This is a genomic window from Zunongwangia sp. SCSIO 43204, assembly GCF_019904275.1.
Classification (GTDB): Bacteria; Bacteroidota; Bacteroidia; order Flavobacteriales; family Flavobacteriaceae; genus Zunongwangia; species Zunongwangia mangrovi.
The window spans coordinates 872,995-886,448 of record NZ_CP063204.1; the positions used below are offsets into that span (position 1 = coordinate 872,995).

At 37.5% G+C, this 13,454-nt stretch carries 17 protein-coding genes, 1 tRNA gene and 1 riboswitch; of the genes, 9 read left to right on the forward strand and 9 right to left on the reverse strand.

Annotation, left to right across the window (positions count from 1 at the left end; translation table 11 throughout):
- Positions 1 to 6: 6 nt before the first annotated feature.
- Positions 7 to 582: a DUF4468 domain-containing protein gene (locus tag INR75_RS03870; protein WP_223090845.1), complete on the forward strand. Its 576-nt coding sequence runs from the start codon at positions 7 to 9 to the stop codon at positions 580 to 582.
- Between the two features lie 27 nt (positions 583 to 609).
- On the opposite strand, the gene INR75_RS03875 is transcribed toward INR75_RS03870, so the two are convergent.
- Positions 610 to 683: transfer RNA gene (locus tag INR75_RS03875), tRNA-Ala, on the reverse strand.
- Positions 684 to 739: 56 nt separating this feature from the next.
- Here INR75_RS03875 and INR75_RS03880 point away from each other — a divergent pair.
- Both INR75_RS03880 and INR75_RS03885 read left to right on the forward strand, forming a co-directional pair.
- Positions 740 to 1,243: a GNAT family N-acetyltransferase gene (locus tag INR75_RS03880; protein ID WP_223090846.1), complete on the forward strand. Its 504-nt coding sequence runs from the start codon at positions 740 to 742 to the stop codon at positions 1,241 to 1,243.
- Positions 1,244 to 1,267: 24 nt separating this feature from the next.
- A complete protein-coding gene (locus tag INR75_RS03885; RefSeq protein WP_223090847.1) occupies positions 1,268 to 2,608 on the forward strand; it encodes an MATE family efflux transporter in 1,341 nt (446 codons plus the stop codon).
- Position 2,609: 1 nt separating this feature from the next.
- Here INR75_RS03885 and INR75_RS03890 read toward each other — a convergent pair whose 3' ends face one another.
- A complete protein-coding gene (locus tag INR75_RS03890) occupies positions 2,610 to 3,827 on the reverse strand; it encodes an ATP-binding protein (protein WP_223090848.1) in 1,218 nt (405 codons plus the stop codon).
- A 122-nt stretch (positions 3,828 to 3,949) separates the two neighbouring features.
- Here INR75_RS03890 and INR75_RS03895 point away from each other — a divergent pair, with 122 nt between their 5' ends.
- The 6 genes from INR75_RS03895 (at position 3,950) to INR75_RS20385 (ending at position 6,140) form a co-directional block, all read left to right on the forward strand.
- On the forward strand, positions 3,950 to 4,717 hold the full coding sequence (locus INR75_RS03895) for an enoyl-CoA hydratase/isomerase family protein (RefSeq protein ID WP_223090849.1): 768 nt from the start codon (positions 3,950 to 3,952) through the stop codon (positions 4,715 to 4,717).
- Between the two features lie 3 nt (positions 4,718 to 4,720).
- Complete coding sequence (locus INR75_RS03900; protein WP_223090850.1) at positions 4,721 to 4,885, forward strand: hypothetical protein; 165 nt, start codon at positions 4,721 to 4,723, stop codon at positions 4,883 to 4,885.
- Positions 4,886 to 5,004: 119 nt separating this feature from the next.
- Positions 5,005 to 5,157: a hypothetical protein gene (locus INR75_RS03905; protein ID WP_223090851.1), complete on the forward strand. Its 153-nt coding sequence runs from the start codon at positions 5,005 to 5,007 to the stop codon at positions 5,155 to 5,157.
- Between the two features lie 33 nt (positions 5,158 to 5,190).
- Positions 5,191 to 5,715 (forward strand): hypothetical protein, encoded by a 525-nt coding sequence (locus tag INR75_RS03910; protein WP_223090852.1) that lies wholly within the window; start codon positions 5,191 to 5,193, stop codon positions 5,713 to 5,715.
- Positions 5,716 to 5,838: 123 nt separating this feature from the next.
- Entirely contained in the window at positions 5,839 to 6,012 is a 174-nt protein-coding gene (locus INR75_RS03915) for a hypothetical protein (protein WP_223090853.1), read from the forward strand.
- Positions 6,012 to 6,140, forward strand: coding sequence for a hypothetical protein (locus INR75_RS20385; protein ID WP_255584634.1), 129 nt, complete (start codon positions 6,012 to 6,014; stop codon positions 6,138 to 6,140). The genes INR75_RS03915 and INR75_RS20385 overlap by 1 nt, the downstream gene beginning before the upstream one ends.
- Before the next feature lie 125 nt (positions 6,141 to 6,265).
- Here the strand turns inward: INR75_RS20385 and INR75_RS03920 are convergent, their stop codons facing one another.
- The 7 genes from INR75_RS03920 to thiS all read right to left on the reverse strand — a co-directional run bounded on the left by INR75_RS03920 (position 6,266) and on the right by thiS (position 13,067).
- A complete protein-coding gene (locus INR75_RS03920) occupies positions 6,266 to 6,904 on the reverse strand; it encodes a 2OG-Fe(II) oxygenase (protein ID WP_223090854.1) in 639 nt (212 codons plus the stop codon).
- Positions 6,905 to 7,435: 531 nt separating this feature from the next.
- Positions 7,436 to 8,542 (reverse strand): 2-iminoacetate synthase ThiH, encoded by a 1,107-nt coding sequence (gene thiH, locus INR75_RS03925; protein ID WP_223090855.1) that lies wholly within the window; start codon positions 8,540 to 8,542, stop codon positions 7,436 to 7,438.
- Positions 8,535 to 9,305, reverse strand: a complete 771-nt coding sequence (locus INR75_RS03930; RefSeq protein WP_223090856.1) for a thiazole synthase — start codon at positions 9,303 to 9,305, stop codon at positions 8,535 to 8,537. The genes thiH and INR75_RS03930 overlap by 8 nt, the downstream gene beginning before the upstream one ends.
- Before the next feature lie 393 nt (positions 9,306 to 9,698).
- The gene (locus tag INR75_RS03935) at positions 9,699 to 10,373 is read right to left on the reverse strand and encodes a thiamine phosphate synthase (protein WP_223090857.1); all 675 of its coding nucleotides are present in this window, start codon (positions 10,371 to 10,373) and stop codon (positions 9,699 to 9,701) included.
- Positions 10,354 to 10,950, reverse strand: coding sequence for a thiamine phosphate synthase (locus INR75_RS03940; RefSeq protein ID WP_223090858.1), 597 nt, complete (start codon positions 10,948 to 10,950; stop codon positions 10,354 to 10,356). Before INR75_RS03940 ends, INR75_RS03935 begins: the two co-directional genes overlap by 20 nt.
- Positions 10,951 to 10,960: 10 nt before the next feature.
- Positions 10,961 to 12,817: a phosphomethylpyrimidine synthase ThiC gene (thiC, locus tag INR75_RS03945; RefSeq protein WP_223090859.1), complete on the reverse strand. Its 1,857-nt coding sequence runs from the start codon at positions 12,815 to 12,817 to the stop codon at positions 10,961 to 10,963.
- A 46-nt stretch (positions 12,818 to 12,863) separates the two neighbouring features.
- The gene (gene thiS, locus INR75_RS03950) at positions 12,864 to 13,067 is read right to left on the reverse strand and encodes a sulfur carrier protein ThiS (RefSeq protein ID WP_092539720.1); all 204 of its coding nucleotides are present in this window, start codon (positions 13,065 to 13,067) and stop codon (positions 12,864 to 12,866) included.
- 172 nt (positions 13,068 to 13,239) lie between these two features.
- Positions 13,240 to 13,336: riboswitch (TPP riboswitch) on the reverse strand.
- Positions 13,337 to 13,454: the final 118 nt, after the last annotated feature.

A 13,454-nucleotide genomic window follows, 5' to 3' on the forward strand; every position in this document is an offset into this window, starting at 1 on the left:
ATAAAAATGAAAAGCTTCTTAATCTTTTTCCTGCTTATAAGTATCACTGCCACTGCTCAATTTAATGAAAAAGGTAATTTATACTATGAAGAAACGATCGACGTAAAAGGTAAATCTCAGCAGCAAATCAAAGAAAAACTACATGAATGGCTTTTGGCCGAATTTACTCAAGCGAACATAAAAGCTTCAAAAAACACCAAAGATGAAATGATCGCAGACATTACTTCTAAAGTTGAAGTAAAACAAGGAACCGCGACACTGCCAATGGATATTTACTTTGGGATTCTAAGTAGTTTTAAAGATGAAGAATTTACCATTCAATTAAGTCATATCGATATTGGCCCAACCCAAACTCCGGTTAAAATTGGTTTTCCAGATTTCGAATCTTTTAAAGATGAAATGCAAGAAACCGTAAATAGATTAAGCGGTGACGCCAAAGCAAAAAATCAGGCTATTCTGGACGACGAAGAAAAAATGAAAAGCATTTACGATCGCGGATTACAAAACCATGATAATATGCTTTCTTCTGTAAAGAAGTATATCAGCGGTTTAGTGAATCGATTGAAAGCAGAAATAAAATAAAAAACCCCGCAACTATGCGAGGTTTTGTGGAGAATATCGGAGTCGAACCGATGACCTTTTGGCTGCCAGCCAAACGCTCTAGCCAGCTGAGCTAATCCCCCGTTTGATGCAAGCAAATTTAAAAATTTTATCCAAATAAAAAAGTTTTTTAAACCTAATGATAAAACCCGCCCTAACCGAAGATCTTACCGAGATAAAACGCTTAACTGAGCGTTGTGCGCAGGCTATGGCAGATAAAGGGATCTACCAGTGGAACGAGCATTATCCATCTAAAGAAAAGCTAGCTGCAGATATTAAAAAGAAAGAGTTGTATAAGCTCACAAATGCTGAAAATGAAATTATGGGAATCATAGTGCTATCTCCAGAAATGGATAGTGAGTATATCCCAATAAAGTGGCTTACCAAAAACGAAAACAATATTTACGTGCATCGGCTGGCTACAGATCCTATTTTTTGGGGACTGGGAAATGGAAAAAAGCTAATGGATTTTGCTGAAGATTTTGCCAAAAACCATAATTATAATTCTGTGCGTTTAGACACCTTTAGCCAGAACAAAAGAAACCATCGTTTTTACGAATCTCGAGGCTATAAAAGATTGGGCGATATTTTCTTCCCTAAACAAAGCGAACATCCGTTTCATTGTTACGAATTAGTTCTTTAAAAAAACCCGTCTATCTTTGCCAATATGGTCAAATTAGATACCTCAGCAGTAAGTTTTAAAAACATCAACAGGATTGCAATTCCCGCGATCATAGCAGGTATTGCAGAGCCTTTAATTTCGCTTACCGATATTGCAGTAATTGGAAATGTAAAAGATAACTCGGTTGAAGCTTTGGCTGCCGCTGGTATCGTAGGTTCCTTTTTATCTGCTGTGATCTGGATCCTGGCGCAAACAAAAACAGCGATCTCCGCAAAAGTGTCTCAGCATCTTGGGGCTAATCGTCTTCATGCCGTAAAAACATTAGTTCCACAAACGATCGTTTTTAATCTTTTCCTAAGTCTTTTGATCTACGGAATTACCGCTCCGCTTGCCCGACTAATTTTTAGTGCTTACAATGCTGAAGGCTTGATCTTAGATTATTCGGTAACGTATTACCAGATCAGGGCAATTGGTTTTCCACTAACACTGCTCACTTTTACCATTTTTGGTGTTTTTAGAGGTCTACAAAATACCTCCTGGGCTATGAAATCTAGTCTAAGCGGTGCTTTGGTGAATATTGCATTAGATTATATTTTGGTTTATGGGATCGATGGTTATATCCCGGCAATGCATCTAGAAGGTGCCGCTTATGCAAGTCTTGCTGCCCAGGCAACCATGTTTATCATCGCCTTGTGGTATTTCTTTAAAAAAACACCATTTCATTTAAAACCAAGCTTAAAACTTAATCCAGAATTTAAGCCGCTTTTGGTGATGGCAGCTAATCTTTTTTTGAGAACGCTTTCGCTAAATATTGCGATTATGCTGGCTAATGCTTATGCGACAGATTATGGCGAAAATTACATTGCTGCACAGAGTATTTTAATGAATATCTGGTTGTTTTTTAGCTTTTTTATAGATGGCTATGCGAATGCAGGTAATGCGATTGGCGGTAAATTGCTTGGCGCCAGAGACTATAAAAATCTTTGGGACCTCAGCAAAAAGATCTCAAAATACGCAGTCTTGATCGCTTTAATCTTAATGGCCATCTGCGGAATTTTCTATGATCAAATAGGAATTTTATTTAATAAAGACGAGGCGGTATTAGCTCTATTTGCTTCTGCTTTTTGGATCGTACTGTTAATGCAGCCCATTAATGCCATCGCTTTTATGTTCGACGGAATTTTTAAAGGTTTAGGTGAAGCGGCCTACCTAAGAAACCTTCTGCTAGTAGCCACATTTTTAGGATTCACCCCGGCATTATTAATTTCAGATTATTTTGGGTTGAAATTGTACGCAATATGGATAGGATTTTTTGTTTGGATGCTTATTAGAGCAAGCGGACTAGTAATTAAATTCCGAAGAAAATATTTAAACAAAGAGGTTTAGACTATAAAGCTTCAGCCGATTCTATATTTGATTTTAACGGCATATGAAAACTAAAACAGGTTTTCCCTTCATTTGATTCTACATGAAGATCGCCATGATGAGCTTTGGCTATTTCTGAAGCAATGTAAAGCCCAAGGCCCAACCCATTTTCGTTACTTTTAGCCTTACTTTTAAAATATGGTTTAAATAGGTTTTCCTGATGCTTTTCTAAAATTGTTTCCCCATAATTGATTACCGCAAGAGAAAACTCTGAATTTTCACTTGAGATTTCTACTTCTACAGGTTCTTTAGACTCGCTATGTTTTAAAGCATTCGTCAATAAATTAGAAAGCAATTGTGCAATTCTATTAATATCACAGTCAACATCATGACTCAGGTTTATATTGGTTTCGATTAACCTGCTATCGTTTAATATTTTACTTTCTTCAATAACCTCATGCAATTCCTTTTCTAGCTCAATATTATCACTTTTTAGATGCAAACTAATACCATCGCCTAGATTACCTTTAGCAAAATCTAAGAGATTATCTATAAGACTTTGCATCCTATAAGAAGTAGATTTAATGATTTCTGCCTGCTTTTTTGCAGCATCAGGTATTTTTGCGCTTAACAGCATATCTGCACACATTCTTGTAGTACCTATAGGATTTCTAAGATCGTGTCCTAAAACTGCGACAAATGTTTCCCGCAACTCTGCTATTTCCTGCTGTTTCTTAATCTTTCTATTAGCATGATTAAGTTTATGTATAGCTTCTAAATGAAAAGAAATTAGATCTGTATACAGCTTAAACATGTTTTTTATCCTGTCGTTATTGATCTTTGCCGGTTTTGGATCGATAGCGCATAATGTTCCAAAAAAGGAACCGTCTTTTAAAAAAATAGGATATGAGATATAACTTTTAAAGCCATATTGTTGGGGTGTATGGTGATTACAAAAAATCGCGTTACTATCTACATCTTCAATGATTACAGGAATATGATGCTGCCTAATTTCATTACAAATGGTAGATCCAACATCCAGCTCGTCGCCAGGTCGCAAGCCAAAATCGATATCATCTTTAGAAACTCCTGTGATCCATCGCTCTTTGGTAACTCTCGCTACGGCAACAAATCGCATATTCGAGGAGCTACTAATTACATTTAGTAATTCGTGGATTCCTGGAATCTCATTTATATCTTCGATATCTTTTCTTAGGTCTAAACTTTTTTCTGTTCCCATATAATTTGAATACGGCGGAATATACGAATTAGAAAATCTGCAACACAATTACTAACATTCTTTTGTGAAAGATGAATTCGCAAATCCTTATTAGAATTTTTACTTTTGATAAAACTTGAATTATGACGACCACACGCGAGAACGGTAGCTTATACAATAAAATAGAAAATGGAATCGGGATTATCGAATTTGGCCATCCTGCCAGCAATAGCTTCCCAGGTGTTCTTCTAGAACGCTTAGAAAAAGCTATCTGTGAATATTCAGATAATAGTGATGTAAAAGTGATCATTCTAAAATCTGAAGGTGAAAAAGCCTTTTGCGCCGGCGCTTCTTTTGACGAGCTTATGGCTGTTGAAACAATGCAACAGGGAAAAGTATTTTTTTCGGGCTTCGCAAATGTTTTAAATGCCATGCGAAACTGTAAAAAATTAATTGTTGGTCGCATTCAGGGGAAAACAGTAGGCGGAGGCGTTGGATTAATTGCGGCCTGTGATTATGCAATGGCTACTGAAGCTGCTTCTATAAAACTTTCAGAATTGAGTATAGGGATTGGTCCTTTTGTTATTGCACCTGCGATCGAACGAAAAATAGGCGTTGCAGGACTTGGAGAGCTTACTTTAGCTGCACACGAGTGGAAAACAGCTTATTGGGCTAAAGATAAAGGACTTTACGCTCGTGTTTTCGAAAATATTGAAGATTTAGACAAAGAAATTACCATTTTTACTGAAAAATTAGCATCTTACAACCCTCAAGCCCTACTCGAAATGAAACGCGTGCTCTGGAAAGGCACAGAGAACTGGACGACCATTTTAATGGAAAATGCTGCCATTAGTGGAGAACTGGTATTATCTGACTTCACCCGAAATGCGCTCTCTAAATTTAAAAAATAACATATGAAAGTTTTACCATTAGACACTTTGGGTGATAAAGCAGAAATGCTAGGAGCATTTACAGGAGAAATCACTGCTATGATGATTCCATTTGCATTTTTTGTTCTTGTAGCTTTTTTAGTTTACCGAATGTTCAAGAAGAAAAAACTACATCGTGACGCACGCTAACGAAATGAAATGGACATAGGAGTTCAATTTAATGATATTCTGCTTCTAATTATTCCTATCCTTGTTATTGGTTTTATAGCTTTTAAAGTCTATCGTGAATTAAGAAAAAAAGCTAAATCATGAAGTTTGTTAGTAGAGATCCTACAGTAAAATTAGGTTATGAACTTGGTTACGAAATAGGAGCATTTTTAGGTAAAATCACTCCTTACACCTTAATATTGCTAGCACTCTACTTCGTTTTTAAGTATTTTCTAGAAAGTCGAAGAAACTAAAATTCTTTATGTCTTCATAAACTACCTAAGCAAATGAAAAAGTTATTACTTATTTTATTATCGATATTGCTATTCTCTGGTTGTGACAAGGAAGATGAGGAGGATGTGACACTCCCTTTTGAATTAGATTTTGTGGGTAAAGTTAGTGGTTGCGGTGACTTTTCAATAATCCAGGAACTAGACTCATTAAATCCCAATATAACCTTAAGCATCGCCGGGACAGGTAGAGAGGAATTAAATATAACTAATGCTGGAACAACTTTTTCTTTACCAGATAGTGATCTAATTTGTAATATTAATATTCATGAAAGATCAAATGCAAATAATTTTTGCAATGATGTGATTGAAGAAATTCCTGAGCTGATTAGCCAATGGCAAGCTATTTCGGGCAATATAACACTTTTTGTATATGATGTTGAAGAAACAGAATTCGAAACATACTACAAAATGAATATCTTGCTTGAAGATGTAATTTTTCAAAAAGATGCTAGCGAAGAACGAAGAGAAATTTCGAGATTGGTCTTAGAAGATATTGGTCTTGGTTTCTTACCTGGCTAAATTCCCAAATGCTTCCATTTAAAGAACTAAAAACAAGATCTCTTGAAGCCGAAGCTTATCTGAAATTTACCATTTTATTGGCTATAAGCACTCTTATATTTTCTAATTTTAGATAAAAGGACGATGTTTTTTCAACAACCTGAACTTCCTAAAGACCAACCTGCAACAGAAACGCAACAATACGGTTTTGAGCTTTCAGATTTTTTAAGTGAAAACTTTTGGTATCTACTTATCTTCATAGTGGTTGTTGCCTTGGTGATATTTGACCATTATCGACGTAAAAAACAAAGAAAGTAATGCAAAGTACCTTACCTGAAAACGAGGAAACTTTTGAAATCTTAAGTTTTCTTAGTGGCTACGGATTTTGGATGATTTTAGCCATTATTTTAATCATTTTAGTTTTTTACAAAAAGTTTAAAAAGTAATTTCTACTCGAGATCAGTCTTGCGTTAGGGATTGCAATGAAAATCCTTTTACGAGGAACGAGAAAAAGATTGCAATGTAAAGCCCGGCCGAAGGCAACGCCCAAATACCTGAAATTATATAAAATTTACCTGGTTTTTAACCAACCGGTAATGCTAAAGCGTTCAGAATTTTTGACTTCTTTTACCTCGTGTTCCAGAATCTGACTTTCGAAAATCACTACTCTTCCCGGCAAAGGATAGATCACTTCTTCGCTACCGTCTTCTTTATAAATTACCAGTTCTCCTCCGTTGGTTTTTAACCAGTTTTCGTCGTTTAGATAACTTACGATGGATAGTTTTCGACGAGAATCGTTTTGAAAGGTATCTAGATGTCGCTTGTAAAATGTGCCTTTTGGATACACCGCATAATGAAATTCTTTGTGCAGAATCCCCATAAAACAAGTCTTATTTAGGTAATCGATAAGATTATTGATTTTATTGAAGAAAATTTTTTCGGTATCACCAGCTTCAGCTTCGTTCATCCATAAAATAAAATCACCACGAATCGCTTTTTCGATAAGTTCGTTCGTGCGATTCCCGATAGCCGATTTTTTAAATTGATCTTCTTCGTATTTGGCCAGCAAAGAGGTTCTTAATCGATCGATTTCTTCAGTCTGAAAAAAATCGTCTACAACGCTGTATTGCTTTTCCAGCAAATCGTCGATGATTTGCTCATACTGCTTATTTACACTAAAATCAAGCTGCTCAAAAAGTTCTTCTTTCAATCTAAATTTTATAAAAACCGCGCAAAATTAATTCTTTTTTGAATACGAAGATTGAAAATATTTTAATTTGAAAATTTGATAATATGCGAATGCGATGATATGCTAAAGTTGTAATCCCAAAAACCTGAAGCAGAAATCTAATCATCTAAGTCTTTGAAAGATGCAGCAAATTCCAAAAAAGCTTATCCCCATAATTAAAGTCTGATTGAGGTTATCCCCAAGCACATTCTTAAATATCAGGTTGATAATTAATAAAAGAATAAAAAATATTAAAAACCCTAGTACAAGACCTTGTTTGAAACCTGAACTAACTTTAGAGTTTTCCATATTGATTCTATTTAATACTTCTGAAAAAGACTTGAATAACACTTCTGAACCACTAAAATAATGAATACAACTATAGAGTATCGCAAATCATCAAAATTTAACGTTTACGGCTATAATTATTCTAAATTAAAGAGGGAAAATTGAGCAACTTTATATAGGCTAAATTTTCTCAAATCTGAAATCTAACTACTCACTACTTAACCTCTAAAACTTCTCCCAATCTTTCCATACAGGTTCTATTCCGTTTTTTAATAGCATTTCTGCAATCACTTCGGTACTGCGCTCGTCTGAAATTTCAAATTGCTCCAATGATTGCGGTTCTACTACATAACCACCGGGATTGGTTTTTGATTCGGCACTCATCGAAGTGATTCCCAGATGTGCTATATGATCCCGAAATTTTTCTTGCTCCCGGGTAGAAATGGACAATTCTACGTCTTCATCTAAAATTCGGTAAGCACAGATCAATTGCAACAAATCGGGATCGGTCATTTCAACTTTAGGTTCTAAACCACCGCTAAAAGGTCGTAATCTTGGGAAAGAGATCGAGTATTTAGTTTTCCAATAGGTTTTCTGCAAATACTTAAGATGTAAAGCCGTAAAAAAACTATCGGCTCGCCAGTCTTCTAAACCAAACAAGGCGCCAATTCCTATTTTATGAATACCGGCTCTACCCAATCGATCTGGGGTCTCTAAACGATAATCGAAATTCGATTTTTTACCTTTTGGATGATGAATTTTATAGGTGGCCCGGTGATAAGTTTCCTGATAAATCAAAGTGGCATACAACCCATCTTCAACTAATCGCTCATACTCATCCTGATCTAGCGGTTGTACCTCAATAGAAATATTGGCAAAATATGGTTTTAAAAGCCTAACGGCATTGCTTAGATAATCAATCCCCACCGTTCTATTGGCTTCACCGGTAACCAGCAAAATATGCTGATAGCCTTTATTCTTTAGGAACTGGGCTTCTCTTAAAATTTCAGCATCAGTTAAGGTACGTCGCGGAATCTTATTCGTTAAACTGAATCCGCAGTACGTACAAATATTCTGGCATTCGTTACTTAGATACATTGGCGCATACATCTGCATTGTATTGCCAAAACGCTTTTTAGTGATCGCCCTGCTTTTAGCAGCCATCTGCTCTAAATATGGTTTGGCCGCAAGGGAAATTAACGCTTTAAAATCTTCAAGATCGGGTTTTGCGGTTGCTAACGCATGTTCTACATCAAGGATATTTTTATCCTGAATACTTTTCAATACCTCATCCCAATCGTACTTTGCTAAAACTGTTTTAAAACTACTCATACAAAAATTGTGTTAGTGGACTGCTGGCTTCTGCAATCTTAGCGGTTTTGCCAAGTTTTGCTTCGTAAGCCATTCGCCCAGATTCTACAGCCATTTTAAATGCTTTTGCCATTTGCACAGGGTTTCTAGAGACAGCGATCGCAGTATTTACTAAGACTGCATCTGCCCCAATTTCCATCGCCCAGGACGCATGAGATGGCGCTCCAATCCCGGCGTCAACAATTACCGGAACATTGGATTGCTCAATTATAATCTCTAAGAAATCTAAAGTTTTTAAACCTTTATTGGTTCCAATAGGTGCGCCCAACGGCATCACACATTGCACACCTACATCTTCCAGGCGTTTGCACAAAACAGGATCTGCATGAATATAAGGCATCACCACAAAACCCAATTTCACCAATTCTTCGGAGGCTTTTAAAGTTTCTACCGCATCTGGCAATAAATATTTAGGATCGGGGTGAATTTCGACTTTTACCCAATTTGTCCCCAGGGCTTCCCTAGCCATTTGTGCTGCAAAAACGGCTTCTTTTGCGTCCCGAACGCCAGATGTATTTGGCAATAAACTCAGTTTCTCATGTGCGAGACTGGAAATCATATGGTCTTCTTCATTACCAGCTTCTACTCGTTTTAAAGCTACGGTTACCAATTCACTTCCTGAAGCTAAAACTGCTTCTCGCATTAGTTCTGAATTACTGAATTTTCCCGTTCCCGTAAATAATCGAGAATCGAAGGTTTTATCTGCTATTTTTAGTTTTTCCATTGTTAGATTTTTAGCTGTCGGCTTTTGGCTTTCAGCGATTTATTTAACTTTCCATCTATCCTTTTCTTTTTTCCATTGCCGAAAAAAGAAACAAACTCGCCTGCCGGACGGGCAGGAAAGTCTAGGCTTACGAAACTTGCTCTAAATTGTTGCTTCGGAAGCTAAATTTTAGGAACTCGCTACGCTCAGACCAGCCTGCCGGCTGGCAGGCAGCCTAAAATTTTACGCTTCTTTCATTTCCAACCTGCCAGCCGCAGGCAGGTTTTACGAGCAATTTTCGATAGGCCGATTTATCGTCCATTCAAAATAAATTAGTCCTGACTCTTGATTCTCGTGTCTCTCTTCTATTTTCTCTTGTCTAAGATCTCATATCTATTTTCTATATTCTCTTGTCTAACCTCTAACAGCAAATCCATCTAAAATCTGCTGAATTTCATTTTCAGGATGTTCCGAATGCGTTAGCATCCCTGAAACCGCAATTCCGCTTAGCCCGATTTGACGTAATTCTTCTATGTCACTGAGTTGAATCCCACCGATAGCAATTACCGGAACCGTATTTTCCTGTTTTGAATATGCTGCCATCAAATCCATGTAACCTGAAAATCCTAAAATCGGACTCAGTTTCTTTTTGGTTGAAGTAAATCTCAACGGTCCCAAACCAATATAATCAACTCCATTTTCAAGATGAGCCAAACAATGCTGAAGTGTATTTGCTGTTCCGCCAATTAGTTTTTGAGCGCCCAAAATCTCACGAGCTTCTAAAACACTGGTATCTTCCTGCCCTAAATGAACACCATCTGCATTACAGGTTTTTGCTACTTTTACGTGATCGTTTATGATCAATTTCGCGCTGAATTTTGAGCATAATTCTCTGGCCAAAATCGCTGTTTTAAGCACTTCATTTTGCGGCATTTCCTTCATTCGCAACTGTATCCAGTTTCCGCCAGATCTTAATACTTTTTCAATATTTTCTAAATGCTGAAATCTATCTTTGCCCTGCGAGATATACTGAAGGCAGGAAATCTTTTTCTGAAAAACAGATTCTTTGTTATCTAAAAACTGACTCATATTGCTGCTGAATTTTATTGAAACTTTGCCCGGGATCTTCGTCCATCCAAACGGCGCCAAGCACAGCACCACCACTAAACCCCATTTTTCGGATTAGCGGAATTTTTGCTGAATTGATTCCGCCTAGCGCTATTACTTTTTGCTGAACATCTTGCACCTGGAATAACTTGCCCGCATAATCTGTTTTTGAGATCGAGCTAAAAACCGGACTCAAAAAACAGTAGTCGAAAATCGATGATTTCGAGATCAATTCTTTTTGATGATACGAAGTGCTTATCGTGGAGTTTTCCTGCTTAAAAGATGTCACATAATCTTCAACAGTATCTCCCAGCATCAGCCTGAAATTTTCAGTAAGATGGATTCCTTTCAAATTAAATTCTTTTGCCAGTTCATGGTGTTGGTGCAACACCATTTTAGATCGATAAACCGGCTCGAAACTTTGCAACCAGTGCTTTAAGTCTTTAAAAGAAGCTTTAGGTTTACGAATATGAAGCACGTCTAAACCATTGTCTAAAATTGACTTCAGCTGAGTTTCTTCATTTTCGATAAACCTTTCCGCAGAAATTAATACTAACATTGTTTGAAAATTATAAGTAAACTTCGCTTCCTTTCTTCTTAAACTCTTCAGATTTTTCTTCCATTCCTTTTATGATGGCTTCCTCACTATCAAGTCCGTTTTCCTTCGCGTAATTCCGTACATCTTGTGTGATCTTCATTGAACAGAAATTAGGACCGCACATCGAGCAAAAATGAGCCACTTTCGCATTTTCTGACGGTAAAGTTTCATCGTGGTAAGCACGTGCCGTATCTGGATCTAAAGCCAGATTAAATTGATCTTCCCATCGAAACTCAAATCGTGCTTTACTCATTGCATCGTCACGATGTTGCGCTCCCGGGAGACCTTTCGCCAAATCTGCCGCATGAGCAGCGATCTTGTACGTAATCACACCCTCTTTTACATCTTCTTTATTGGGTAAACCAAGATGTTCTTTAGGAGTTACATAACATAACATGGCACAACCGTACCAACCAATCATTGCTGCACCAATTCCACTGGTAATATGATCGTAACCCGGCGCAATATCTGTAGTTAACGGGCCAAGTGTGTAAAAAGGAGCTTCGCCACATTCTTCCAGTTGCTTGTCCATATTTTCTTTAATCATATGCATCGGGATGTGCCCGGGACCTTCAATAAAACACTGCACATCGTGCTTCCAGGCGATTTTGGTTAATTCGCCCAGCGTTTCTAATTCGGCAAACTGCGCATAATCATTCGCATCGGCAATACTTCCCGGTCTTAAACCATCACCCAGTGAAAACGCCACATCGTAAGCCTTCATAATTTCACAGATCTCTTCGAAATGGGTATATAAAAAGCTTTCCTGGTGATGCGCCAAACACCATTTTGCCATAATCGAACCACCCCGAGAAACGATTCCCGTTACTCGTTTTGCAGTATGTGGAATGTATTTTAAACGAACACCGGCATGGATGGTAAAATAATCTACGCCCTGTTCAGCTTGTTCGATTAAGGTGTCTCTAAAAATTTCCCAGGTTAGGTTTTCGGCTTTTCCGTTTACTTTTTCCAAAGCCTGATAGATCGGTACAGTTCCGATAGGTACTGGTGAATTTCTAAGAATCCATTCTCGGGTTTCGTGGATATTTTTTCCGGTAGAAAGATCCATTATCGTATCGGCTCCCCAGCGGCAGGCCCAAACGGCTTTTTCAACTTCTTCTTCGATCGAAGAACTCACTGCGGAATTCCCAATATTAGCATTGATCTTTACCAGAAAGTTTCGACCAACGATCATGGGTTCACTTTCAGGATGGTTGATATTACTTGGAATAATGGCGCGCCCTCTGGCAACCTCATCACGCACAAACTCCGGTGTAATTACCTTAGGAATACTCGCCCCAAAACTTTCACCGGGATGCTGCTTGGTAATTGACGTAATTTCCTGAAGTTTTTGATTTTCACGAATGGCAATAAATTCCATTTCAGGAGTTATAATGCCTTGCCGCGCGTAATGCATCTGCGTTACATTTTGCCCGGGTTTTGCTTTTAAAGGTTTCCTGATGCGCTTAAAACGTAGTTCATCAAGCTTTTCATTTTCTTCTCGCTCACGACCGTATTCAGAAGAAAGTCCGCTTAACTGTTGCACATCTTCCCTGGCTGAGATCCATTGCTGGCGAATGGGTTTTAAGCCTTGCCTAACATCAATTTCTACTTTAGGATCTGTATAGGGGCCACTGGTATCATACACCAAAACAGCTTCGTTTGGTGTACGTGTACCGTTAAATTTATCGATGGTGTCATCGAGTTTGATCTTTCGCATAGGCACGTTTACATTTTGGTGCATTTGCCCTTTTACGTAGATCTTTTCTGAATTTGGAAAAGGCGCTCTACTAATCGCCTGCTCGCGTGGTAACTGGTTAGGTTTCATGCTTTACTGGTTTAGGTTGATTTTTTTATTTTTTCTGAAATACGTATCAACCGCCCTGCGTAGCACGAATAACCAGCACATTATTTCCTTCTTCTAACAGTGTATGTTCCCACTTAGGTTTAGAAATAATCTCGTTGTTAATCGCAATGGCAATCCCTGAAGGCTTGATTTTTAGCTGCTCCAAAAGTTCATGAAGCTTTACAGGTTCTTTAAAAGAATGAATTTGGTTGTTTACGTTTACAGTTATCATATCCTTAGATTTTTAATAGCTGTAAACCAAGGGGAATTGTCCCTGAAGAAAAGTGAATAAATCTCGTGGCCTTCCACGAACAAGGAATCGAATTCTAATTTTTTATTCTGAAAACAAGTCTCTAATTCAGAATAACATTATAGAATTTAGCCTAATATTGGCCAAAATCGATTCAAAGTTTTGTACTTTTTCCTTCGCAGATGCTAATCTGGATCAGGTTCAAAGGGTGTTATCTCAGCCAAATTTAATTGGCACCCCTAAAGTTTACACTTTCAAAGTTAACTGAAAAATTTCGGGATAAAAAAATGCTGAAGCCTTAATCTTCAAAATTGATTACACTTTTAATACCTTTGCTTCAAAATAATTCCTAAAAATCCTGAGTCGATT

Coding starts and splice junctions, on each gene's coding strand:
- INR75_RS03880 (WP_223090846.1), top strand. CDS start 740: ATGATAAAACCCGCCCTAACCGAAGATCTTACCGAGATAAAACGCTTA.
- INR75_RS03900 (WP_223090850.1), top strand. CDS start 4,721: ATGAAAGTTTTACCATTAGACACTTTGGGTGATAAAGCAGAAATGCTA.
- INR75_RS03915 (WP_223090853.1), top strand. CDS start 5,839: ATGTTTTTTCAACAACCTGAACTTCCTAAAGACCAACCTGCAACAGAA.
- thiH (WP_223090855.1), bottom strand. CDS start 8,542: ATGAGTAGTTTTAAAACAGTTTTAGCAAAGTACGATTGGGATGAGGTA.
- INR75_RS03905 (WP_223090851.1), top strand. CDS start 5,005: ATGAAGTTTGTTAGTAGAGATCCTACAGTAAAATTAGGTTATGAACTT.
- thiC (WP_223090859.1), bottom strand. CDS start 12,817: ATGAAACCTAACCAGTTACCACGCGAGCAGGCGATTAGTAGAGCGCCT.
- INR75_RS20385 (WP_255584634.1), top strand. CDS start 6,012: ATGCAAAGTACCTTACCTGAAAACGAGGAAACTTTTGAAATCTTAAGT.
- INR75_RS03890 (WP_223090848.1), bottom strand. CDS start 3,827: ATGGGAACAGAAAAAAGTTTAGACCTAAGAAAAGATATCGAAGATATA.
- INR75_RS03885 (WP_223090847.1), top strand. CDS start 1,268: ATGGTCAAATTAGATACCTCAGCAGTAAGTTTTAAAAACATCAACAGG.
- thiS (WP_092539720.1), bottom strand. CDS start 13,067: ATGATAACTGTAAACGTAAACAACCAAATTCATTCTTTTAAAGAACCT.
- INR75_RS03910 (WP_223090852.1), top strand. CDS start 5,191: ATGAAAAAGTTATTACTTATTTTATTATCGATATTGCTATTCTCTGGT.
- INR75_RS03935 (WP_223090857.1), bottom strand. CDS start 10,373: ATGAGTCAGTTTTTAGATAACAAAGAATCTGTTTTTCAGAAAAAGATT.
- INR75_RS03930 (WP_223090856.1), bottom strand. CDS start 9,305: ATGGAAAAACTAAAAATAGCAGATAAAACCTTCGATTCTCGATTATTT.
- INR75_RS03895 (WP_223090849.1), top strand. CDS start 3,950: ATGACGACCACACGCGAGAACGGTAGCTTATACAATAAAATAGAAAAT.
- INR75_RS03870 (WP_223090845.1), top strand. CDS start 7: ATGAAAAGCTTCTTAATCTTTTTCCTGCTTATAAGTATCACTGCCACT.
- INR75_RS03940 (WP_223090858.1), bottom strand. CDS start 10,950: ATGTTAGTATTAATTTCTGCGGAAAGGTTTATCGAAAATGAAGAAACT.